At 71.5% G+C, this 22,490-nt stretch carries 21 protein-coding genes and 1 riboswitch; of the genes, 10 read left to right on the top strand and 11 right to left on the bottom strand.

Annotated elements, in window-relative coordinates:
* Positions 1 to 91: 91 nt before the first annotated feature.
* Positions 92 to 604 (bottom strand): GNAT family N-acetyltransferase, encoded by a 513-nt coding sequence (locus ACZ3ZE_RS18615; protein ID WP_363292320.1) that lies wholly within the window; start codon positions 602 to 604, stop codon positions 92 to 94.
* Positions 605 to 683: 79 nt separating this feature from the next.
* Positions 684 to 1,259: a TerD family protein gene (locus ACZ3ZE_RS18610; protein WP_329422735.1), complete on the bottom strand. Its 576-nt coding sequence runs from the start codon at positions 1,257 to 1,259 to the stop codon at positions 684 to 686.
* Between the two features lie 133 nt (positions 1,260 to 1,392).
* On the opposite strand from ACZ3ZE_RS18610, the gene arfB reads away from it, so the two are divergent.
* Positions 1,393 to 1,827 carry an alternative ribosome rescue aminoacyl-tRNA hydrolase ArfB gene (arfB, locus tag ACZ3ZE_RS18605; protein ID WP_361165089.1) on the top strand — a complete coding sequence of 145 codons (435 nt, stop codon included), beginning with the start codon at positions 1,393 to 1,395 and terminating at the stop codon, positions 1,825 to 1,827.
* A 104-nt stretch (positions 1,828 to 1,931) separates the two neighbouring features.
* Here the strand turns inward: arfB and ACZ3ZE_RS18600 are convergent, their stop codons facing one another.
* Positions 1,932 to 2,531, bottom strand: a complete 600-nt coding sequence (locus tag ACZ3ZE_RS18600; RefSeq protein ID WP_467259782.1) for a flavin reductase family protein — start codon at positions 2,529 to 2,531, stop codon at positions 1,932 to 1,934.
* A gap of 280 nt (positions 2,532 to 2,811) precedes the next feature.
* Here ACZ3ZE_RS18600 and cdgB point away from each other — a divergent pair, with 280 nt between their 5' ends.
* Positions 2,812 to 4,452, top strand: coding sequence for a diguanylate cyclase CdgB (gene cdgB, locus ACZ3ZE_RS18595; RefSeq protein ID WP_467259780.1), 1,641 nt, complete (start codon positions 2,812 to 2,814; stop codon positions 4,450 to 4,452).
* Positions 4,453 to 4,573: 121 nt separating this feature from the next.
* Positions 4,574 to 5,515 (top strand): carbohydrate-binding protein, encoded by a 942-nt coding sequence (locus ACZ3ZE_RS18590; protein ID WP_361165098.1) that lies wholly within the window; start codon positions 4,574 to 4,576, stop codon positions 5,513 to 5,515.
* Between the two features lie 47 nt (positions 5,516 to 5,562).
* Here ACZ3ZE_RS18590 and ACZ3ZE_RS18585 read toward each other — a convergent pair whose 3' ends face one another.
* The 4 genes from ACZ3ZE_RS18585 to ACZ3ZE_RS18570 all read right to left on the bottom strand — a co-directional run bounded on the left by ACZ3ZE_RS18585 (position 5,563) and on the right by ACZ3ZE_RS18570 (position 9,267).
* Positions 5,563 to 5,982 carry a hypothetical protein gene (locus ACZ3ZE_RS18585; protein ID WP_361165101.1) on the bottom strand — a complete coding sequence of 140 codons (420 nt, stop codon included), beginning with the start codon at positions 5,980 to 5,982 and terminating at the stop codon, positions 5,563 to 5,565.
* A 129-nt stretch (positions 5,983 to 6,111) separates the two neighbouring features.
* The gene (locus ACZ3ZE_RS18580) at positions 6,112 to 7,050 is read right to left on the bottom strand and encodes a 1-phosphofructokinase family hexose kinase (RefSeq protein WP_361165104.1); all 939 of its coding nucleotides are present in this window, start codon (positions 7,048 to 7,050) and stop codon (positions 6,112 to 6,114) included.
* A 121-nt stretch (positions 7,051 to 7,171) separates the two neighbouring features.
* Positions 7,172 to 8,317, bottom strand: a complete 1,146-nt coding sequence (gene nagA, locus ACZ3ZE_RS18575; protein ID WP_467259777.1) for an N-acetylglucosamine-6-phosphate deacetylase — start codon at positions 8,315 to 8,317, stop codon at positions 7,172 to 7,174.
* Positions 8,317 to 9,267: an ROK family protein gene (locus ACZ3ZE_RS18570; RefSeq protein ID WP_467259775.1), complete on the bottom strand. Its 951-nt coding sequence runs from the start codon at positions 9,265 to 9,267 to the stop codon at positions 8,317 to 8,319. Before ACZ3ZE_RS18570 ends, nagA begins: the two co-directional genes overlap by 1 nt.
* A gap of 210 nt (positions 9,268 to 9,477) precedes the next feature.
* Here ACZ3ZE_RS18570 and ACZ3ZE_RS18565 point away from each other — a divergent pair, with 210 nt between their 5' ends.
* The 3 genes from ACZ3ZE_RS18565 to otsB are packed head-to-tail and all read left to right on the top strand — an operon-like array spanning position 9,478 to position 11,905.
* Entirely contained in the window at positions 9,478 to 10,752 is a 1,275-nt protein-coding gene (locus tag ACZ3ZE_RS18565) for an extracellular solute-binding protein (protein ID WP_467259772.1), read from the top strand.
* 23 nt (positions 10,753 to 10,775) lie between these two features.
* Entirely contained in the window at positions 10,776 to 11,024 is a 249-nt protein-coding gene (locus ACZ3ZE_RS18560) for a DUF3263 domain-containing protein (protein WP_442304663.1), read from the top strand.
* A 32-nt stretch (positions 11,025 to 11,056) separates the two neighbouring features.
* Positions 11,057 to 11,905, top strand: a complete 849-nt coding sequence (gene otsB, locus ACZ3ZE_RS18555; RefSeq protein WP_442304664.1) for a trehalose-phosphatase — start codon at positions 11,057 to 11,059, stop codon at positions 11,903 to 11,905.
* Positions 11,906 to 11,919: 14 nt separating this feature from the next.
* Here the strand turns inward: otsB and ACZ3ZE_RS18550 are convergent, their stop codons facing one another.
* Positions 11,920 to 13,275 carry an alpha,alpha-trehalose-phosphate synthase (UDP-forming) gene (locus ACZ3ZE_RS18550; RefSeq protein ID WP_467259770.1) on the bottom strand — a complete coding sequence of 452 codons (1,356 nt, stop codon included), beginning with the start codon at positions 13,273 to 13,275 and terminating at the stop codon, positions 11,920 to 11,922.
* Positions 13,276 to 13,419: 144 nt separating this feature from the next.
* Positions 13,420 to 14,361: a glucosyl-3-phosphoglycerate synthase gene (locus ACZ3ZE_RS18545; RefSeq protein WP_361166337.1), complete on the bottom strand. Its 942-nt coding sequence runs from the start codon at positions 14,359 to 14,361 to the stop codon at positions 13,420 to 13,422.
* Between the two features lie 121 nt (positions 14,362 to 14,482).
* Positions 14,483 to 14,626: riboswitch (SAM riboswitch) on the top strand.
* 17 nt (positions 14,627 to 14,643) lie between these two features.
* Between ACZ3ZE_RS18545 and thrC the strand changes: the two genes are divergently transcribed.
* The 4 genes from thrC to groL all read left to right on the top strand — a co-directional run bounded on the left by thrC (position 14,644) and on the right by groL (position 18,813).
* Positions 14,644 to 15,930, top strand: a complete 1,287-nt coding sequence (gene thrC, locus ACZ3ZE_RS18540; protein ID WP_361165125.1) for a threonine synthase — start codon at positions 14,644 to 14,646, stop codon at positions 15,928 to 15,930.
* A 15-nt stretch (positions 15,931 to 15,945) separates the two neighbouring features.
* Positions 15,946 to 16,224 (top strand): MoaD/ThiS family protein, encoded by a 279-nt coding sequence (locus ACZ3ZE_RS18535; RefSeq protein WP_361165128.1) that lies wholly within the window; start codon positions 15,946 to 15,948, stop codon positions 16,222 to 16,224.
* A gap of 414 nt (positions 16,225 to 16,638) precedes the next feature.
* Positions 16,639 to 16,848: a cold-shock protein gene (locus ACZ3ZE_RS18530; RefSeq protein WP_265867325.1), complete on the top strand. Its 210-nt coding sequence runs from the start codon at positions 16,639 to 16,641 to the stop codon at positions 16,846 to 16,848.
* Between the two features lie 342 nt (positions 16,849 to 17,190).
* Complete coding sequence (gene groL / locus ACZ3ZE_RS18525) at positions 17,191 to 18,813, top strand: chaperonin GroEL (RefSeq protein ID WP_329422768.1); 1,623 nt, start codon at positions 17,191 to 17,193, stop codon at positions 18,811 to 18,813.
* A 237-nt stretch (positions 18,814 to 19,050) separates the two neighbouring features.
* Here groL and ACZ3ZE_RS18520 read toward each other — a convergent pair whose 3' ends face one another.
* Positions 19,051 to 20,745 carry a hypothetical protein gene (locus ACZ3ZE_RS18520; RefSeq protein ID WP_361165132.1) on the bottom strand — a complete coding sequence of 565 codons (1,695 nt, stop codon included), beginning with the start codon at positions 20,743 to 20,745 and terminating at the stop codon, positions 19,051 to 19,053.
* The gene (locus tag ACZ3ZE_RS18515) at positions 20,735 to 22,342 is read right to left on the bottom strand and encodes a hypothetical protein (protein ID WP_361165135.1); all 1,608 of its coding nucleotides are present in this window, start codon (positions 22,340 to 22,342) and stop codon (positions 20,735 to 20,737) included. The genes ACZ3ZE_RS18520 and ACZ3ZE_RS18515 overlap by 11 nt, the downstream gene beginning before the upstream one ends.
* Positions 22,343 to 22,490 lie beyond the last annotated feature (148 nt).

Raw genomic sequence — 22,490 nt, 5'->3', positions numbered from 1 at the left:
GCGGTGAGTTCCTAGACAGCTCCCACCACACCGGAGGTCTTCGCCATGTTCAAGACCAGACCAGTGTCAACAACGCTCGTGATCAATACACCTAGAGCGACTTGCGCATGACGACGCACGGCCGGCCGTGCGCCAGGTCCGGGCGGCGGGCGGTCTCCTCGTAGCCGAGGGAGGTCCAGAAGGCGAGCGCCCGGGGGTTGTTCTCCAGGACGGCGAGCCGCAGGCCCGTACGGCCCTGGGAGCGGAAGCCCTGCTCGACGTAGGTGGCGAGACGGCGGCCGAAGCCCGCGCGGTGCGTGCCGGCGTGGACCATCAGCAGGCCGAGCCACGGATCGGGGTCGGCCGGGTCGGGGTGGCGGCCGAGGGTGACGGCGATCGCGACCAGGCGCCCCTCGGAGCGGGCGAGCAGCACCTCGGCGGCCGGCTGGGCCAGCTCGTCGGCGAGGGCGGCGGCGACCTGCTCGGGCCGGATCCGGCCCGGGTCCGGGAAGTCGCCGCTGAGCTGCTGGAACTCCTCGTTCGACGCGTACAGCTCGGTGAGTTCGGTGAGCAGCGGGCCGGGGAGGCCGTACGGGTCCCTGGCGGTCAGCGGTGCGACGATCACCCGGCAAGCGTAGAGCCCCGGCACGCACGGAGCCCCGGCGCGCGGGCGCCGGGGCTCCGTGTCACGCGGTGCGGCCCGGTCAGATGTTGACGCCGAAGTCGCGGGCGATGCCCTCGAGGCCGGAGGCGTAGCCCTGGCCGACGGCGCGGAACTTCCACTCGGCACCGTTGCGGTACAGCTCACCGAAGACCATGGCGGTCTCGACGGCGGCGTCCTCCGACAGGTCGTAGCGGGCGATCTCGGCGCCGCCGGCCTGGTTGACGATGCGGATGTACGCGTTGCGCACCTGGCCGAAGTTCTGCGAGCGGTTCACCGCGTCGTAGATGGAGACCGGGAAGACGATCTTGTCGACGTCGGCCGGGAGACCCGCCAGGTTGACGTTGATCTGCTCGTCGTCGCCGCCGCCCTCGCCGGTGCGGTTGTCACCGGTGTGGACGATGGTCTGGTCCGGGGTGGACTTGTTGTTGAAGAAGACGAAGTGCCCGTCGGAGACGACCTTGCCGGTGCCGTTGACGCCGATCGCCGAGGCGTCGAGGTCGAAGTCCGTGCCGGTGGTCGTACGGACGTCCCAGCCGAGGCCCACGGTGACGGCGGTGAGGCCCGGGGCCTCCTTGGTCAGGGAGACGTTGCCGCCCTTGGAGAGGCTTACAGCCATGGGAAGTCCCTTTCATCGCGGTGTGTTCACAGCGGATAACGCGCGAAGGGTCGCGGCGGTTCCAGCGCCGCGGAGTCCACCCTGACGGCCTACCGGTAAATCGGGGTGACGCCGGGGTCCCCGGGCGGGGACCATGGAGGACATGTCCGGTCCGTATGTCATCCGCGGCTCCGTCTCGCTCCCCGAGGCCGAGCTCCAGTGGCGTTTCTCGCGGTCGTCCGGTCCGGGTGGGCAGCACGTCAACACCAGCGACTCGCAGGTGGAGCTGCGCTTCGACCTGGCGGCGACCGAGGCGCTCCCGGAGGTCTGGAAGGCCCGCGCCCTCGAACGGCTCGCGAGCCGCCTGGTCAACGGCGTCGTCACGGTCCGCGCCTCGGAGCACCGCTCCCAGTGGCGCAACCGCGAGACCGCCGCCGTCCGCCTCGCCGCGCTCCTGGCCGAGGCCACCGCCCCACCGCCGAAGCCGCGCCGCCCGACGAGGATCCCGCGCGGCATCAACGAGCGCCGGCTGCGGGAGAAGAAGCAGCGCTCGGACACCAAGCGCGGCCGCCAGGGCCGCGACTGGTAGAGCCGCGAGACCGCGAGACCGCGAGACCGCGAGACCGCGAGACCGCGAGACCGCCCGGCGCCGGACCGCGGCCGGACCCGCCCGAGCGGGCGGACCCGCCGGGCCTAGCCCAGCGTCCGGTACTTCCCCCGGAAGTACGTCAGCGGGCCGCCCTCCGCGGACGGCAGGGTCGTCGCGAGCACGCGCGCCACGACCAGGGTGTGGTCACCGGCGACGACGCGGCTCTCCGTACGGCACTCCAGGGTCGCGAGCGCGCCGCCGATCAGCGGGGCGCCGCTGTGCGGGCCGCGGGTGTAGGGGAGGTCGGCGAAGAGCAGCCGGTCGCTGACCCGGCCCTTCATCGCGAACCGGCCGGCCACGTGCCGCTGGCTCTCGGCGAGCAGCGACACCCCCCAGACGGGCACCTCGGCGAGCAGGTCGTCCATGCGCGAGTCGTTGCGCAGGCTGACCAGGACCAGCGGCGGGTCGAGCGAGACCGACAGGAACGCCGTCGCCGTCATGCCGACGTCCTCGCCGGACGGGCCGTCGTCCGGGTCGTGCGCCGTCACCAGGACCACGCCCGCCGCGAGGCGGGACATCGCCGCCTTGAAGTCGTCGTCGCTCACCCCCTCAGCATGAGGGATGCCCAGGTCGCACAGCGGGGCGGCGGCCGGGTCGGCGGCGGGGGACGAGGCACGGGACGGGGCGGGGGTTCTCTGCAGCACCCTCGCACGCTAGTCCGGGCCACGGGTCCCTTACATCGGGCCCCGGGACCAGACCGGCTTCCCCCGCCGGTCCTAGGACCCTTTCGCCCACCCGCCCTACCCCGTTCGCCGGCCGTTCGGAATACCCCACACCCCTCTGTGACTTGAGTCACAGAGCGCAGTATTTGTTGACCCTGTGTACCGGGTGCACAGCTCGCTGTGATTCAGTGGCTGGGACAGTGCAGTACGAAGCCGATGAGAACCCTGGAGTTAGCTGTCGAGGTCTCGGGGAGAGCGAGCAATGGAGACCGAGTCGGAGCCGTACGTCCGTCTTGCGACCCTGCGGCAGCTGCATCAGGTCGTGGCGGACCTCAACACCGCCCGCAGCCTTGCGGACACCCTGCAGGCCGTCGCCGACGGCATCGTCGCCGGGCTCAACTATGAGCTGGCCGCCGTCAACCTCGTACGCCCCGACGGAGACCTCGTCGTCGCCGCCTTCGCCGGCAGCCCCGCCGCCGAAGCGCTGATCACCGGCCGGGTCGGCTCCCGCGCCTCCTGGGACCGCCGCCTCGCCATGGGCGAGCCCTGGGGCGACCTGCGGTTCATCCCGCACACCGAGGGCTGGGTGCTGATCGAGGACGACGTCCCGCAGTGGCACACCGAGGGCCCCGCCCCCCGCTTCGAGGACGAGTGGCACCCCCACGACCGCCTCTACGCCCCCATGTACGCCTCGGGCTCCGGCCGCGAACTGCTCGGCGTGATCTCCGTCGACCGCCCGCGCAACGGACGCCACCCCGGCCCCTGGGGCCGCGAGGCCCTCCAGATGTACGCCTCCCAGTCCGGCATCGCGATCAGCAACGCCCGGCTCCGCTCCAACATGCAGCGCGCCCTCGTCCGCCTGGAACGCGAGCAGCAGGCCCTGCGCGCCAGCGAGGAGTCCTTCCGGCAGGCCTTCGAGTACGCGCCCTCCGGCATGGCCATCGCCGAGATGGGCGGCGACCAGCACGGCCGCCTCCTGCGCACCAACGACGCGCTGTGCCGGCTGCTCGGCCGCCCCGCCTCCGTCATGCGCCGCTACTCCTTCGCCGACCTCGTCCACCCCGAGGACATAGGCACCCTGCTGCGCACCTCCGCCGAAGGCGGCCGCGCCGAGCTGCGCCTCGGCCGCCGGGACGGCACGTACGTCTGGGTCTCCCTGCGCAACTCCGTCGTCGCCGACACCACCGACGGCCCCCGCTTCCTCCTCACCCACGTCGAGGACATCGAGGAGCGCAAGCGGCACGAGCTGCAGCTCGCCCACCGCGCCTCGCACGACGCCCTCACCGGCCTGCCCAACAGCGCCGAGCTGCGCTCCCGGCTCTCCGCCCGCCTCTGCGAGCGCCCCTTCGCCGGCTCCGGCGCCCCCGCCGACGCGTACGAGCCGCCGTACGAATACGACTACGACCACGGACACGGCTTCGGCTTCTCCCCGGTCGCCGCCGTCGGCGCGTACGAGGGGCACGTGCACTCCGTCGCCCCCACCGGCGGCGAGGTCGACGACGGTACGAAGGGGCTCGCCGTCCTCTTCTGCGACCTCGACGGCTTCAAGTCGATCAACGACCGCTTCGGGCACCACACCGGCGACGCCGTCCTCATCGAGGTTGCCCGCCGGCTCACCACGGGCGTAAGGGACGGGGACACGGTCGCCCGGCTCGGCGGCGACGAGTTCGTCGTCCTCGCCGACGGCCTCGGCTCCGCCGACGCCGCCGACCTCGCGGTGCGGCTGCGGAACGCGATCATTCCGCCGATCCGGGTCGACGGGCGGGCGGTCCGCGTCGGGGCCAGCTTCGGTATCGGCTGGGCCGAGTGCGGCATGACCGTGGAAGAGGTCCTGAACAGCGCGGACCAGCGGATGTACATCGAGAAGCGGTCCCGTTCGAAGATGCACCGCCGCGCCGGATAGGCCCCGGACACGGGCCCCCGTTCACGGGACGTACACGGAGCGCTGAATTCCCCGCAGGGCCGTTCGGGGTAGGCTCGGCCGGTCGGCGACGGCTGGCGAGCAGGGAAAGGGAGTGACCCGGATGGCGGGCAACGACGGCGCGAAGACGCCCGAGGACGACGATCCGTTCGGCTACCTGTACGAGGACGGCCAGGCGGCCGGCGCCCAGCCGCCCCAGGGCGGCGGCTACGGCTACCCCGGCCCCGCGTCCCAGCCGGGCGTCCCCCGCACCTCGTACAACCAGGTCCGCACGGTCGGCGAGCGCCAGTACGGCGGCCGACCCCCGGCCCACGTCCCGCAGCAGCAGGCGTACGGCCAGCCGCACCCGCAGTACGCGGCCCCCGAGACCTACCCCGGCGGCCCCCCGACCCGCCCCACCCCGCAGCCCCCCACCGGGCGCGGCGGCGGTCCCAACACCAAGGGCCTGCTGATCGGCGCGGTCGCGGTCGTCGCGGTCGTCGTCATCGGCATCGCGGCCGCCGTGATCACCAACAACGGCGGCGAGAACGAGAACGCGGGCAGCGCGGGCGGCAAGACCAACGCCCCCACCCAGGTGGAGGAATCCCCCTCCACCGACACCACCCCCTCCTCCAAGCCCTCGGCGGAACTGCCCCAGCAGGACGCGGCGACGCTGAAGCTGGGCGGGTCGGCGGTGCTGGCGAAGGACATCAAGGGCGCCAAGGGGGCGGACGGCGCGTACGTGAACTTCGGCGGCGTCGGCGGTTCGGCGAGCTGGTCGGTCGACGTGCCGGAAAGCGGCGAGTACACCATGTTCATCACGTACAGCGTGCCGGGCAAGGACGCCAAGACCTCGCTGACGGTCAACGCGGAGACCCCCCGGTCCCTGAACATGTCCAACTTCGCCAGGGCCGCGGAGGGCGACTGGGCGAAGGGCTGGACCAACACGTACGCCTACGTGAACCTCACCAAGGGCAAGAACGACCTCAAGATCTCGTGCGAGCAGGGCGACACCTGCGAGGCGATACTCGACCAGGTACTGCTGAAGGCCGGGCACGCGAAGTGAGGACGAGGGTGGCGCGATGATCGCGCCACCCTCGACGTCTCACCGCTTCAGGACCACTGGGCGCAGCTGTTCCGCAGGGTGCCGTCGCTGTTGAACCGGGCCACCTGGATACCGATGTCGAAGAGCCCCCTGGCGTGGGAAGCCGTCGTCGTCCACTTCTTCGTGGTGTTGGCGCCGCCGGCGTTCGCACGCCACTGGTAGTACGTGACGGCACCGTTGACGTCCTTCGACATCATGCGGACCCGCACGGAGTTGCCGTCGGCCAGGGTGTCAGTGAGGCTCATCTGCACGTTGATCGTGGCGCCCGGACCGCTGTAGTTGCTGTAGAAGTACTCGCCGTAGGCTCCGGTCGTCGTGCACGTGACGTAGCCGCTTGTCGTTTCGGCGTGTGCGGAGCCTGGCGCGGACAGCACGAGAGTGAGTCCGGTCGCGAGCGTTCCGGCGGTTGCGGCCAGTTTCCTGCGCATGGGTGTCCTTTCGAACGGCCGAGATGATCATCCATGTTCGGCCGTGCGCGGGAGTGTGTTCAATGCGCCTTTTGGGCGGATCGGGGGTGGCCGAAAGCGCCTGGGCAGCACGGGTGTGCAGCGGCCGGGTCAGGCCGCCGTAGCCGGGGTCTGGACCGTGATGCGGGGGAGCATCGTCTCGTAGGCCGTTTCGTCGAATTCGCCGGCCACCGGGGAGAGGACGGTCGCCGCGGAGAGGGCGACGGCGTGGGCCAGGCGGGTGGGCCAGTCGGTGCCGTCGACCAGGCCGGCGAGGAGCGCGGCGACGGCCGAGTCGCCGGCGCCGGTCGGGTTGCCCCGGACGGGGGCGGGCGGGGCCGCCTGCCACAGGCCCTCCGGGGTGGCCGCGAGCAGGCCTTCGGGGCCGAGCGAGGTGACGACCGCGTGGGCGCCGCGGCGGCGGGCGTCGCGGGTGGCGCGGTGGGGTTCACGGGAGCCGGTGAGCTGGGCCAGTTCGTCGGCGTTGGGCTTGATCAGGTCGGGGCGGGCGGCGATGCCGCGGCGGAGCGGTTCGCCGCTGGTGTCGAGGAGGACGGGGACGCCGGCGCCCCGGGCGAGCCGGACGAGTTCGGCGTACGCGCCGACGTGGATGCCCGGCGGGAGGCTGCCGCAGAGCGCCACGGCCCGCGCCCCGTCGAGGAGTGCGGTGTAGCGGGCGGTGAACGCGGCCCATTCGGCGGGGGCGATGACCGGGCCGGGTTCGTTGAGCTGGGTGGTGTCGCCGCTGGCCGCGTCGACGACGGCGATGGTGCGCCGGGTGGGGCCCTCGGTGGGGACCAGCGCGTCGTGGACCCGCTGCCCTTCCGTCGTACGGGCGAGGAGTTCGCGCAGGGTCGCGCCGGTGGCCCCGCCGGCGAAGCCGGTGACGACGGTCTCGTGGCCGAGGGCGCCGAGCACCCGGGCGACGTTGAGGCCCTTGCCGCCGGGGCGTTCGATGACCTGGGTGACGCGGTGCGAGGCGTGCGGGACGAGGGCGGGGACCCGGTAGGTCAGGTCCACCGCCGTGTTGAGGGTGACCGTGAGGATCACCGGCGCCACCCCTGTCGTCTCGTGTCAGCGCTGCTGGCGCCCTGATCATGCCAAACAGAAGGCGGTTGGCCCAGACCCTGGACCAACCGCCGTGACGTGATTTCAGGTACGCCGTCGGTGCTCAGCCCAGCTGGGGCTCGACCACCCAGGCGCCCTTGCGCATGACGCCCTTGAGTTCGAAGTCCGCGTCGAGGACGACGAGGTCGGCGTCCTTGCCGGGCTCCAGGGAGCCGACCCGGTCGTAGACGCCGAGCAGTCTGGCCGGGTTGGCGGAGAGGGCCTGGACGACCGCTTCCACCGGCAGCCGGTCGATGGTGGCCGCCCGCTTGAACGCGCGGTCCAGCGTCAGCGTCGAGCCGGCGATGGAGCCGCCCTCGACGAGCCGCGCCACGCTGTCCTTCACCTCGACCTCCAGGGGGCCGAGCATGTAGCGCCCGTCGCCGAAGCCGGCGGCGTCCATCGCGTCGGTGATGAACGCGACCCGGTCGGCGCCGGCGTGGTGGAAGGCGAGTTCCAGGGCGGCCGGGTGCAGGTGGGTGCCGTCGTTGATGAGCTCGACGGTGATCCGCTCGTCCTCCAGGAGCGCGGCGATGGGACCGGGCGCGCGGTGCCCGAGGCCGGGCATCGCGTTGAAGAGGTGGGTGGCGACGGTGGCGCCCGCGTCGATCGCGGCCTGCGTCTGCTCGTACGACGCGTCCGTGTGCCCGATCGCGGCGATCACGCCGTGCTCGGCGAGCAGACGTACGGAGTCGATGCCGCCGGGCAGCTCGGTGGCGAGGGTGACCATGCGGGCCTGGCCGCGGCCCGCGTCGATCAGCTTGCGCACGTCGGCCGGGTCGGGGTCGCGCAGCAGGGTCTCGTCGTGGGCGCCCTTGCGGCACGGGGAGATGAACGGGCCCTCGAAGTGCAGGCCGGCGATCTCGCCCTGTTCGGCCAGTTCGGAGAGGAGTCCGGCGCGCTGGGTGAGGAAGTCCATCTCGCCGGTGACGAAGGAGGCGACGACGGTGGTGGTGCCGTGCAGGCGGTGGGTGTGGACGCCGGTGAGCACCTCGTCCACGGTGCCGGAGGTGAAGGAGGCGCCGCCGCCGCCGTGGTTGTGCATGTCCACGAACCCGGGCACGAGCCAGTGGCCGGTGAGGTCGAGGGCGGGTGCGTCCTCGCGGGTGGCGCCCGCGATGCGGCCGTCCTCGACGATCACTCGTCCGTTCTCGACGATCCCGGTCGGCAGTACCACGCGGGCCCCGGTGAGAACTGTGGAAACGGCCATCAGGCGGATACCTCCGAGTCGGTGGGGCGCTGGTCGGCGAGCAGGTCCCAGGCGAGGAGGCCCGCGCCCAGGCATCCGGCGGTGTCCCCGAGGGCCGCCGGGACGATGGCGGGCAGCTTCTGGAAGGTGACGCGCTCCTCCACCGCGGCCCGTAGGGGTGTGAACAAGGTTTCCCCTGCCTCGGCCAGACCGCCACCGATGATGAGCGTGCGGGGGTCCAGCAGGGTGAGTGCGGTGACCAGGCCGTCGGCCAGGGCGTCGACGGCGTCCTGCCAGACCCGTGCGGCGGCGGGGTCGCCGGACTCGACGGCCTTGGCGCAGTCGGCGGCGTCGGCGTCGGGGTCGCCGGAGGCGGTGGCCCAGGCCTGGGAGACGGCGGAGGCGGAGGCGTACCGCTCCAGGCAGCCGCGCTGGCGGCAGCCGCATGCGATGCCGCCGGGGCGGACCACGATGTGGCCGATCTCGCCCGCGTAGCCGTGGGCGCCGGCCTCGATCTCGCTGCCGATGCCGATGGCCCCGGCGATGCCGGTGCCGAGCGGGACGAAGAGGAAGCGGTCGGCGCCGTTCCCGGCGCCGATGCGGCCTTCGGCGAGGCCGCCGGTGCGCACGTCGTGGCCGAGGGCGACGGGGATGGCGCCCAGCCGTTCGCTGAGCAGGGCGCGCATGGGGACGTCGCGCCAGCCGAGGTTGGCGGCGTAGACGGCGATGCCGTTCTCGGCGTCGACGATGCCGGGGACGGCGACTCCGGCGGCCGCGGCGGGCTCTCCGTACCGTTCCTGGCCGAGGGCGCGCAGTTCCTCGGCGAAGCCGAGGATCGTCTCGACGACGGCCTCGGCCCCGCGCTCGCGGCCGGTGGCGCGACGGGCTTCGTGGAGCAGGGTGCCGTCGGCCCCGACCAGGGCGGCCTTCATACCGGTGCCGCCCACATCGAGGGCGATGACGTGTCTCACGGGGACAGTCTCGCGCGTGAGGACCCGAAAGGTCTAGTCCACTGTGGAGGATTGTTGCGCACGGATACAAATTCGACGGGGTGACGGGCCGTGATGCGTTGCAGAAGCGATATGCGAGTGGTGTAGACCTCCCCTGTTCCGGCGGGGGAAACTTGCCGCTCACGGGGGTTCGACGGCGAACAGACGATGAGCAAAGGGCGGGTTACAGCTGTGCAGCGGCGACGATTCATAGGACTGGCCGCGGCGGCCTCCGCACTCGGCCTGACCGGCGCGCTCTCCGGCTGCGGCACCCTGAGCGGTGAGACCGGCGACGTCACCCTCAAGCTGGTGGCCGCCGACTACGACCTCGCCGGCGGCGACTCCACCAAGAAGTACTGGGCCGGCGTCGTCTCCGCCTTCGAGGCGAAGAACCCCGGCGTGAAGGTCCAGGTCCAGATCGAGTCCTGGAACGACGTCGACCGCAAGGTCGCCGAGCTGGTCAAGGCCGGCCAGGCCCCCGACATCGCCCAGATCGGCGCCTACGCCGACTACGCGGCCGCCGGGCAGCTCTACTCCGCCGACGAGCTCCTCTCCATCCGGGTCCAGGCCAACTTCCTCGCCCCGCTCGTCGCGGCCGGCGAGAACAAGCGCACCCAGTACGGGCTGCCCTTCGTCGCCTCCACCCGGCTGCTCTTCTTCAACGAGGGCCTCTTCGAGAAGGCCGGTGTCACCGCGCCGCCCACCACCTGGGACGAGCTCGCCGCCGCCGCGCGCAAGCTGGAGAAGAAGGGCGTGAAGTACCCCTTCGCGCTGCCGCTCGGGCCCGAGGAGGCCCAGGCCGAGACGATGATGTGGCTGCTCAGCGGTGGCGACGGCTACACCGACGCCACCGACCACTACAAGATCGACTCCGACGCGAACATCCGCACCTTCGAGTGGCTGCGGACCAACCTCGTCGCCGAGGGCCTCACCGGCCCCGTCGCCCCCGGCAAGCTCAACCGCAAGGAGGCCTTCGCGGCCTTCGCCCGCGGCGAGGTCGGCATGCTCAACGGGCACCCGTCCCTGATGCAGGAGGCCGAGAAGAAGGGCGTCAAGGTCGGCAAGGTCGCCCTGCCCGGCGCGTCCGGCAAGGCCAGGGCCACCATGGGCGTCGCCGACTGGATCATGGGCTTCAAGCAGAACGGGCACCGCAAGGAGATCGGCGCCTTCCTCGACTTCGCCTTCAACGACGAGAACGTCCTGAAGTTCGCGGGCGACAACGGCCTCCTCCCCGCCACCATCACGGCCTCCGCGAGCATGGAGTCCGACCCGGCCCACGCCGACCTCCGCGAATTCCTCCAGGCCCTCCCCGACTCCCAGCTCCCCCCGGTCGGCAAGACCTCCTGGGCCCGGGTCAGCGGCGCCGTCAAGAAGGACATCGGCAAGGCCGTCGCCCCCGACGCGAAGCCGGCCGAGATCCTGGGCCGGATCGCCCGCGAGGCGACGGCGGCGGAGAACGCGGAGTAGGACGGCGGCATAAGTTGGTCTGTATGACCACCGGACCCACCGAACCCGGCGAGCTGGGCGAGCGCGAGCAGGCCGTCCTGGCCATGGAACGGCGTTCCTGGCCGGGCCCCGGCGCCAAGGAACGAGCGGTTCGCGAACAGCTCGGCCTCTCCGCGACCCGCTACTACCAGCTGCTCAACGCCCTCCTCGACGACCCGCGGGCCCTCGCCCACGACCCGGTCACGGTGAACCGCCTCCGGCGGGTGCGGGCGGAACGGGAATCGCGCCGCTGACGGGAGGCCCGCGCGTGGGTAGGGTCGTGAACATGGTCAGCAGCCTTCCGCACCCGACCACGGCCGCCGGCCGCGACGGTCTCGCCGCGCTCCTCGCGCGCCCCGAGAAGGCCGTCGTCGCCCTCGACTTCGACGGGACGCTCGCCGAGATCGTCCCCGACCCCGAGCGGGCCCGCGCCCACCCCGGCGCCGTCCCCGCCCTGGCCGCCCTCGCCCCCCGGGTGGCCTCCGTCGCCGTGGTCACCGGCCGCCCGGCCGGGGTCGCGGTCCGCTACGGGGGCTTCGCCGGCGTCCCAGGCCTGGAGCACCTCGTGGTCCTGGGCCACTACGGCGCCGAACGCTGGGACGCCGTCACCGGCACCGTCCACGCCGCCGCCCCGCACCCGGGCGTCGCGTCGGTCCGCGCCGAGCTCCCCGGCTTCCTCGACCGGATCGGCGCCTGGCCGGGCACCTGGATCGAGGAGAAGGGCCGCGCGGTCGCCGTCCACACCCGCCGCGCCGACGACCCGCAGGGCGCCTTCGAGGCCCTGAAGGGCCCCCTGGGCGATCTGGCCACCCATCACGGCCTGGTCCTCGAACCCGGCCGCATGGTCCTGGAGCTCCGCCCTCCGGGCATGGACAAGGGCGTCGCCCTCGCCGACTACGTCCACGAGCTGGGCGCCGGGTCCGTCCTGTACGCGGGCGACGACCTGGGCGACCTCCCGGCGTACGCGGCCGTCGAGAAGCTCCGCTCCGACGGCACCCCCGGCCTCCTCGTCTGCTCCGCCTCGGCCTCCGAGTCCGTCCCCGACCTCGCCGACCGCGCGGACCTCACGGTCCCGGGACCGGCGGCGGTCGTGGAACTCCTGGCCGCGCTGGCGGAGGCGATCCGGAACACCTAGGCGCCCCGCCTCCCTCAGGCCTGGCGCAAGGCCCCCAGCTGCTCCAGGAACCACTCCCGCGGCGGCAGCGCCGTCGCCGCCGTCGCGAGGTGTTTCGTGCGTTCGGCGCGTTCGGGGGCCGGCATCGAGAGGGCGGTGTGGAGGGCTTCGGCGGTGGCCGTCACGTCGTACGGGTTGACCGTGAGGGCGTCCTCGTGGAGCTCCTCGTACGCGCCCGCCTCGCGGGACAGGACCAGGGCGCAGCCCTCGTCGGAGACGACCGGGATCTCCTTGGCGACCAGGTTCATGCCGTCGCGGACGGGGTTGACCAGGGCCACGTCGGCGAGCCGGTAGGCGGCGAGGGAGCGGGTGAAGTCGTCCTGGACGGAGAGCAGGACGGGCTGCCAGTCGGGGGTGCCGTACTCCGCGTTGACCGCCTCGGCGAGCTCGGTCACCGAGGCCGTGTACGCGCGGTAGACCTCCAGGTCCTGGCGGGAGGGGTACGCGGAGGCCAGGTGGACGACCCGGCCGCGCCACTCGGGGTGGGTGGCGAGGAGTTCGCGGTAGGCGAGGAGGCCGCGTGGGATGTTCTTGGACAGCTCCGTACGGTCCACGCGGACGATCGTCTTCCGGTCGCCCACCTCGGCGCGCAGCGCCGCCAGGCGGTCGTCGACCGCGGGGCGGTGGGCCAGGGCGCGCAGCTCGTCGGCGTCGACACCGAGCGGGTACGCGGCGACCCGGGTGGTGTCGGGCACGAGCGGGTCGGCGAGGAAGGCGGCGGCCCAGGCGCGGGTGTGGAAGCCGCGCTCGTCCGCGCCGAGCATGCCCTCGACCAGCTCGCGGTGGATGTCGTCGGGCAGCATCGCCAGGTAGCCGGGCGCCGCCCACGGGGTGTGGGTGAAGTGCCCGATCCGCAGGTCCGGGCGGAGCGCGCGGAGCATGCCGGGGACGAGCGCCAGGTGGTAGTCCTGGACGAGGACCGCCGCGCCCTCGTCCGCCGCCTCGGCCAGCGCCTCGGCGAAGGCGCGGTTGTAGGCGCGGTAGGACCCCCAGCGGCGCCGGAAGTCCGCGTCGAAGACGGGCTCGCGCGGGATGTCGTACAGGTGGTGGTGGAGGAACCAGAGCACCGAGTTCGCGATGCCGTTGTACGCGTCGGCGTACACCTCCGGGTCGATGTCCAGCATGCGTACGCCCGGCTCGGCGACCCCGCGGCGCACGGCCTCGCGGTCGCCGTCGCCGAGCGCCGCGCACACCCAGAGGCCGCCCTCCGAGGAGACGGCGCTCAGACCCGAGACGAGCCCGCCGCCGCCCCGCCGGGTGTCCAGGGAGCCGTCGTCACGCACGGTGTACGAGACCGGGCCGCGGTTCGATGCCACGAGGACGGTAGCCATACGGCGAACCTAGCCCGTCCGGTAAACGCTCAAACGTACGGATACCAGACGGGCGGTTCCGGCCGAGGGCCGGGCCGCGGCCGGAGCCGCTCCCTGTCGAAGCCGCTCCCTGTCGAGGGGGGCGGAAAAGATCATTGTCCGGCGCTACGCCACGCGCCGCCTCGCGTACTCCGCGATCTCCGCCATCGGCGGGCGCTCCTCCGTGTCCACCGGGTACGTGTGCGGCTCGAAGCCCCGCTCGCCCCGCTCGAACTGGGTCAGCCACGGGCGCACCAGATGTCCCCGGGACAGACGCAGCTGCGCCGTCCGGTAGATCGCGGCCGCCATCCGGCCCAGCGCCCGCCCGTCCTGGTGCCGGTGCTTGCGCACCCCCACGTCCACCTGTGCGAGGGCGTCCAGGCCCACCGTGTGCAGCGCGTCGACGAGCAGGCCCAGCTCCACTCCGTAACCGACGGGGAACGGCAGCCGTTCGAGCAGCGAGCGCCGCGCCGCGTACTCGCCGCCCAGCGGCTGGACGAAGCCGGCCAGCTGCGGCCAGTGCAGATTGAGCAGCGGGCGCGCCACCAGCTCCGTCACCCGACCGCCCTGACCAGGGGCGTCGCCGAGCGGGCGGTCGTACATCGCCTTCACGAAGTCGACGTCCGGTTCGGTGAGCAGCGGGCCCACGATGCCGGTGACGAAGTCCGCGGAGAAGTCCCTGAGGTCCGCGTCCACGAAGCAGACCACGTCCCCGGTCGTCACCATCAGTGACCGCCACAGGACCTCGCCCTTGCCGGGCACCGCGGGTATCCGGGGCAGGATCGCGTCGCGCGCCACCACCCGCGCGCCGGCCGCCGCCGCCACCTCCGCCGTACGGTCCGTGGAGCCCGAGTCGATCACCACGAGCTCGTCCACCAGCGGGACGGCCTCGGTCATCAGCTCGCGGCGGATCACGGAGACGATCGCGCCGACCGTCGCCTCCTCGTTCAGCGCGGGCAGCACCACGCTGACCCGCGTCCCCCGTTTGGCGGCGAGGACGCGCTCCAGCGGGCGGTCGGCGACGGACCAGGACCGCCGGGCCAGCCAGCGCTCCACCTCTTCCAGCAACGTGATCTCCATCTCGCGGATCGGACGACCCTCTCCACCTTCGTAGCCTTCGGTTACAGTCTTGAACAACGCGGATCCCCGATGCATGTCGGGGTGCCGACCGCGTCTCACAATCGAATACCGCTCATCCAGAGGGGCAGAGGGAAACGGCCCGTTGAAGCCCCGGCAACCCTCCAGTCGGTTCTCGTCCTCCAGCGAGGTCCCCGACTAGGGAAGGTGCCAAATCCGTCTCATGGCGAAAAATTCGTCATGGGAAAGATGAGGAGAAAGGGCCTCGCCTCCATGGCTGTACAGACCGTCGCACCCGGAACCACCGTCGACCTCGGTCCCGCTTCCGGACTCTCCTGCCGCGAATGCGGCGAATCCTTCCCGCTCGGCCCGATCTTCGCCTGTGAGCTCTGTTTCGGCCCGCTCGAAGTCGCGTACGACCTGCCCTCCGGTGACCCGGAGGAGCTGCGCAAGCGCATCGAGGCCGGCCCCGCCAACATCTGGCGCTACGCCCCGCTGCTGCCCGTCCCGGCCGATGTCGCCGAGAAGCCGAACCTGAACCCCGGCTGGACCCCGCTCGTCAAGGCCGACAACCTGGCCCGCGAGATCGGCGTCGAGCCCGGCAGGCTGTTCGTCAAGGACGACTCCGGCAACCCGACCCACTCCTTCAAGGACCGGGTCGTCGCCCAGGCCATCGAGGCCGCCCGCGCCTTCGGCTTCACCACCCTGTCCTGCTCCTCCACCGGCAACCTGGCCGGTGCCGTCGGCGCCGCCGCCGCCCGGGCCGGCTTCCGCTCCTGCGTGTTCATCCCGCACGACCTGGAGCAGGGCAAGGTCGTCATGGCCGGTGTCTACGGCGGTGACCTCGTCGCCATCGAGGGCAACTACGACGACGTCAACCGCTTCTGCTCGGAGCTCATCGGCGACCCGCTCGGCGAGGGCTGGGGCTTCGTCAACGTCAACCTGCGCCCGTACTACGGCGAGGGCTCCAAGACGCTCGCGTACGAGATCTGCGAGCAGCTCGGTTGGGTCATCCCCGACCAGCTGGTCATCCCGATCGCCTCCGGCTCCCAGCTCACCAAGATCGACAAGGGTCTGCAGGAGCTCATCAAGCTGGGCCTGGTCGAGGACAAGCCGTACAAGATCTTCGGCGCCCAGGCCGAGGGCTGCTCCCCGGTCTCCGTCGCCTTCAAGGCCGGCCACGACGTCGTGAAGCCGCAGAAGCCGAACACGATCGCCAAGTCCCTCGCGATCGGCAACCCGGCCGACGGCCCGTACGTGCTCGACATCGCCCGCCGCACGGGCGGTGCCGTGGAGGACGTGAACGACGAGCAGGTCGTCGACGCGATCAAGCTGCTCGCCCGCACCGAGGGCATCTTCGCCGAGACCGCGGGCGGCGTGACCGTCGGCGTCACGAGGAAGCTGGTCGAGGCCGGTCTCATCGACCCGAGCCTGACGACCGTGGTCCTCAACACCGGCGACGGCCTCAAGACCCTGGACGCGGTGGCCGACACCTCTCAGGCGACCGCCACCATCCGCCCGAGCCTGGACGCGTTCCGCGACGCGGGCCTGGCCCACTGAAAGGTACGTGAACCCATGGCCGTCAACGTCCGCATCCCCACCATCCTCCGCACCTACACCGGCGGCCAGGCCGAGGTGAAGGCGGAGGGCGCGACCCTCGCCGAGGTCATCGCCGACCTGGAGAAGAACCACGGGGGCATCGCCGCCCGCGTCCTGGACGACCAGGGCAAGCTGCGCCGCTTCGTCAACGTGTACGTCAACGACGACGACGTGCGCTTCGAGCAGGGCCTGGAGACCGCGACGCCGGACGGCGCGGGCGTCTCCATCATCCCGGCGGTCGCCGGCGGCTGCTGAGCCGTCGCCCCCTCCGCGCTTACCCGCGGTATCCGTCTTATCTGAATTGCCCCTTCCGCGAGAAGAAGCGGAGGGGGCAATTCTGCATGGTTGAGCGGGGTAGAGTTGGGGAAGTCCCCGCCGCTGCTCATGCCAGACGCATATGAGAATGCGCCCGTGCGCGACAAGAAGCAGCCAAAGTGCCCGTGCCTTGTGTACCTTCTGCGCGCTTTGCCCGGCCCGACTTGACCCGGAATTCAAGGGATTCTCCCCAATTCGCCTTTCCGTGCTGCCCAGAATTCTCGTCCGATTGACCTGTTGCAGAGGGCAGTTGGGCAGATACATTCAGCCGCGGTCGACGCGTTCCGGCGCAGGGTCTGACCCGGGTCCGCGAAGTGCGGCCCCGCGCAAGGGCCAGTAATAGGGGAGTTAGGCATGGCTCAGGGCACCGTCAAGTGGTTCAACGCGGAGAAGGGCTACGGCTTCATCGCGGTCGACGGTGGTGCGGATGTTTTCGTCCACTACAGCGCGATCCAGATGGACGGCTACCGCACCCTTGAAGAAGGGCAGCGGGTCGAGTTCGAGATCTCGCAGGGCCAGAAGGGCCCGCAGGCGGACATGGTCAAGCTCGCCGCCTCCGCCTGAGCGCGGCGCGATCGGCCACCGACGCACTTCCGTCGAGGGGCCCGCATCCAGACCGGATGCGGGCCCCTCGTCATGTCCGGCTCCTCGTCATGTGCGCCCGGCGTGTGCGCCCGGCTCGTGCTCCCAGGGGTGACCGATCCTCGGTAGTCGCTTGCACTCGCATGGGGCGAGTGCTAATCATTGGCGTTAGCACTCTGAAGGTGAGAGTGCTTAATCGAGGATCGGGCAGATGAGGCCCGCGGCCAGGTGGGGCAAGGAACCACAGGGCTCGCAGGCCGTCCGTCGCGGGCGTCGGCGCGGTCCAGGAGCGTTATCCACCCCAGTCCGGGAGGACCACTTCACATGGCCAAGATCATCGCGTTCGACGAGGAGGCCCGGCGCGGTCTCGAGCGCGGCATGAACCAGCTCGCTGACGCCGTCAAGGTCACCCTCGGCCCGAAGGGCCGCAACGTCGTCCTCGAGAAGAAGTGGGGCGCCCCCACGATCACCAACGATGGTGTCTCCATCGCCAAGGAGATCGAGCTCGAGGACCCGTACGAGAAGATCGGCGCCGAGCTGGTCAAGGAAGTCGCCAAGAAGACGGACGACGTCGCCGGCGACGGTACGACCACCGCCACCGTCCTCGCCCAGGCGCTCGTCCGCGAGGGCCTGCGCAACGTGGCCGCCGGTGCCAACCCGATGGCCCTCAAGCGCGGCATCGAGAAGGCCGTCGAGGCCGTCTCCGGCGCCCTGCTCGAGCAGGCGAAGGATGTCGAGACCAAGGAGCAGATCGCCTCCACGGCCTCCATCTCCGCCGCCGACACCCAGATCGGCGAGCTCATCGCCGAGGCGATGGACAAGGTCGGCAAGGAAGGCGTCATCACCGTCGAGGAGTCGCAGACCTTCGGGCTCGAGCTTGAGCTCACCGAGGGCATGCGCTTCGACAAGGGCTACATCTCGGCGTACTTCGCGACCGACATGGAGCGCATGGAGGCGGCCCTGGATGACCCGTACATCCTGATCGTCAACTCCAAGATCTCCTCCGTGAAGGACCTGCTCCCGCTCCTGGAGAAGGTCATGCAGTCGGGCAAGCCGCTGCTGATCATCGCCGAGGACGTCGAGGGCGAGGCTCTGTCGACGCTGGTCGTCAACAAGATCCGTGGCACCTTCAAGTCCGTCGCCGTCAAGGCCCCGGGCTTCGGCGACCGCCGCAAGGCCATGCTGAACGACATCGCCATCCTCACCGGCGGCACGGTCATCTCCGAGGAGGTCGGCCTCAAGCTGGAGAACGCGGGCCTCGACCTGCTGGGCCGCGCCCGCAAGGTCGTCATCACCAAGGACGAGACCACCATCGTCGACGGTGCCGGTGACAGCGAGCAGGTCGCCGGTCGCGTGAACCAGATCCGCGCCGAGATCGAGAACAGCGACTCGGACTACGACCGCGAGAAGCTCCAGGAGCGCCTCGCGAAGCTGGCCGGCGGCGTGGCCGTCATCAAGGCCGGTGCCGCGACCGAGGTCGAGCTCAAGGAGCGCAAGCACCGCATCGAGGACGCCGTTCGCAACGCGAAGGCGGCCGTCGAGGAGGGCATCGTCGCCGGTGGCGGCGTCGCCCTGCTGCAGGCCTCCGCGGTCTTCGAGAAGCTGGAGCTGGACGGCGACGAGGCCACCGGTGCCAACGCCGTCAAGCTGGCCCTGGAGGCCCCGCTCAAGCAGATCGCCGTCAACGGTGGTCTCGAGGGTGGCGTCGTCGTGGAGAAGGTGCGCAACCTCCCCGTCGGCCACGGCCTGAACGCCGCGACCGGTGAGTACGTCGACATGATCGCCGAGGGCATCATCGACCCGGCGAAGGTCACCCGCTCCGCGCTGCAGAACGCGGCGTCCATCGCGGCCCTGTTCCTCACCACCGAGGCCGTCATCGCCGACAAGCCGGAGAAGGCGTCCGCGCCGGCCGGCGGCGGCATGCCGGGCGGTGACATGGACTTCTGAGTCTGATCCTCTGGATGCGCCCCTCGCACTGACCGGCCGCAGGCGGCCGGTCAGGCTTCGGGACGCTGCACCGGACTCCGTCCGGTGACCGGGGTCGACCTCAGTCCTGCCGAGGGCGGCACTCCCATCAGGGGGTGCCGCCCTCGGGTTTTGCGCAGCGGATCAGCTGTTCATCGCTGAACGCCGAAGGGCGGCACCCCGTGGGGTGCCGCCCTTCAGTCGTTCCCGCGTACGACGTCAGCGGACGTCGACGTAGTCGGCCACCGCGGCCGGTGCGTTGAAGTGCGAGCCGTCGGTGTTGTACCGGACGACGTACCAGCCGTCCACGGTCGCCTTGGCCTTGAGCGTCGCCACCCCGTTGGCGGCGGTACGGCCGGTCGCGAGCTGCTTCCAGGCCGACTGGCCGCGCGCCTGGAACCACAGGCTCACAGGGGCGTTCCCGTACGCCTTCCAGGCGCCACCGACCTGCTGCTGGACGCCGGCGGTCACGGTGACCACGGCGCCCTTGCGGACGGGCTCGGGGGCGGCGTTGACGGAGACGACGCGGGCGGGGGTGCGGACCATCCGGAACACGTTGCTCGCGGACTCGGCGAACATGTCGCTCACCGGGTGCCGGACCCGGAAGTACCCGCCCTGGCTCCGGCCGTTGAGGCTGTAGGTGCCGGGGAAGGAGGAGGGGTACGCGGTGGCGAGGGTGCGCCAGCCCGTGCGGCCGTCGGCGGAGGTCTCCAGGAGCAGCGTCTGGGCGGCGCTGGACCCGTAGTACTGGCCCGGGTTGTACGTGGGACGGAACGCGCCGATGGCGTTGACCTTGCCGTCCGCGGCGAGCAGGCCGCGGTAGACGAGGACCCGGCTCTCCTGGGGCATCACCAGCGGAGCGGTGACGGCCGGGAAGTACAGGAACGGGTCGTCGGTGGAGACCACCCAGCTGTCCAGCCGGACCCCGGGGGCGGACGGCAACTGGGCCGTGAAGCGGCCGTCGGCGTCGGTCGAGACGGTCTTGAACACCTGGTAGCCCGCGCGGCCGTCGCGGCCGAGGGACACCCGGACCTGCTGGTCGGCGAGCGGCGCGTCGGCGTTCTTCGGGTCGGTCATCCGCCCGCTGACCGTGACCTTCTCACCAGGCAGGACCCGGGTCCTGTCGGCGGTCGCGGTGACGGTCACGGCGCGGTGGTTCCAGGCGAGGATCGTCCGGGTGAACTGGGTGGCGCCGTGCACCTGCTCGCTGTTCTCGGCGTACGAGACGCGGAACTCGTCGCCGATGTTCACCTGGCCGTACGGCTCGCCGGTGAACTCGCCCTTCTCGTCGGTGGTCACCGTCTGCGCCACGCCGGTGTCGGGAATCAGGCGCTGGACGGAGATGCCGCGCCCGGAGATCGGGACGAGGTCCCCGGAGCCGGGCTGGACGCCGAGGAGCGTGCCCGAGGCCCTGGTGCTGCGGTCGTCCCAGCTCGGAGCCGAGAAACCGATGCCGAGCTGCGGCTTCAGGGTGAAGTCGAGCGTGCCGGCGTCGGCGCGGGTGACGGTGTTGCCGAGGGAGTCGGTCGCCGTGATGTCGATGGCGTACTTCCCGAGCTCCGGGATCGTGCCGCCGTCCTCGGTGAGCTTGAGGGCGGTGGCGGCGGGCAGGGAGAAGTAGTTCGTGCTCCACGACGCCTGGGTCAGGGCGGGGACCTCGGTGACGACGGTGTCGCCCTTGCGGATCTTCGCCGAGACGGCGGTGACGGTGGCCGAGGCGGCGTCCGTCCAGGCGGTCACGTGGAAGGCGCCGCGCTGGTACTCCTCGGTGAAGGCGGCGCCGATGCCGACGGCGGGCGCCGGAGCGGGCTCCTCGGCCACGGCGGGGGTGACGCCCGCGCCGAGGGCGAGGAGGGTCAGTACGGCGACGGCGGACGACGCCGTGCGCGAAGAGGGGCGGAGGTCAGAGCGCATCGATGTACTTCCCCTTCGACTCGCTGTAGAAGTAGCCGTTCTGGGACTGCTTGAGCACGAGCCACGAGCCGTCGCCGTAGTTCTTGGCCTTGAAGCTGAACTTGCCGTAGGCGTTGGTCGGGACGTCACGGTTCACCCAGTACCACTGGGAGTCGCCCTTGGGCCGGAAGACGAGCATGACCCGGGCGCCGGAGTGCGGCTTCCAGACGCCGCCGACCTTCTTCTGCACGGTGCCGGTGACCGTCATGTACGAGTTGGTACGCGGACGGTTCGGGCTGACGGAGAACGCGGCGAACCGCGTCTCGACGCGCGAGAGGCGCGTGGCGCCCGAGGTCTTCGCGACGTACCGGTCGCTCTCGTAGTGGTGCAGCCGGTAGACGGCGTTGACGTAGCCCCAGGTGCCGATGTCGACGGCGCAGTAGCTGAAGCTGTTGTCCCAGCGGGTCTTGCCGTACTTCAGATTGCCCCAGGTGCGCCCGTTGTCCAGGGAGACCTGGAGGTAGAGCGGCTCGTCCGCGCAACTGCCGCCGTTGAGGCGGGCGGTGGCGCGGACCCAGCCGAACTCGTCCAGGGTGACCCGGGTGCCGGTGTACGACACCTGGCCGAGCGCGGCGATCTGGCCCTCGTCGGCGGGGAAGCCGTCGAAGTACACCGAGGGCCGCAGGAAGGTGTACACCGTGCGCTGCCCGGCGTAGGCGGGGCGGGCCGGGAAGCGGAAGCCGCCGTCGGCGGCGGCGGACTGGCCGCCGATCTGCCCGGGGACCTTGTAGTGCCAGATGTCGGGCTGCTCGGTGGCGGCGACCACCGGCGCGCCCTCGAAGGGCACCCAGCCGTCCGGGGTCAGCCGCTGCACGGCGCCGCTGACGGTGACGTCGGTGCCCGGGAGGACGCGGTACTTGTTCAGGTCGGCGTTGATCCGGTACGTGAGCTTCTCGACGCCCACGCGGGGCACCGGGAAGCCGGCGTTCGGGTCGGTGACCGCGTCGGTCGGGACGACGGTGGCGGTGCCGCTGCGGATCTCCGCGTTCGGGGTGACCGGCAGCGAGAAGGTGCCGTCGGCGCCGGTGGTGGCGGTGAGCTTCGTGGTCGTCCAGTCGCCGGCGTCCAGGTTCAGGGACACCTGGACCGTGGTGCCCTCGGCGGCCGGCGTCCGGGCGCCGGTGTTCGGGTCCCAGGTGGTGGCCGCGCCGGACAGGACGAGGCTCCGCTGGTCGTAGCTGGTCGTGGCGCGGTCGAAGGACAGCTTGCTGACGCCGGTGTGCAGCTTGTGGGCGTAGGTGCCGCCGGTCCACTTCTGGACGGTGCCGGAGGACAGCCGGTACTCGACGACGACCGGGTAGTCGCCCAGCGGCATGCCCGCGGGCAGCTTCAGGGCGTCCGCGGTGGTCCAGCCGTACGGCCGGTCGGTGGCCTGGTCCGCGGACTGCCAGGTCAGCTCGTCGGTGGAGGCGATGACGGCGGCGTCGGGCGCGGCGGAGTCGAGGACGCTGACCTTCACCCACAGCGCGTTGGACGTCAGGTCGACGACGATCCGTCCGTCGTCGGAGGTGACGGTACGGGTGACGGTCTCGGCCGCGTGGGCCGCGGGCGCGGTCACCAGGGCGGGCAGGGTCAGCCCTGCCGAAAGGACGAAAACGGTTGCCGCACGCACGAGGGCATGCGGCAGCGTGCGCGTAGAGCGCATCTGAGAGACCCCCCACAGGTCGGAAGGCGGCGCATCGGAAGATCGCAAGCCGCGTGAGAGC

The sequence above is a fragment of the Streptomyces sp. NPDC023157 genome, from assembly GCF_055560575.1.
This window is presented reverse-complemented; position numbering and strand designations above follow the sequence as displayed.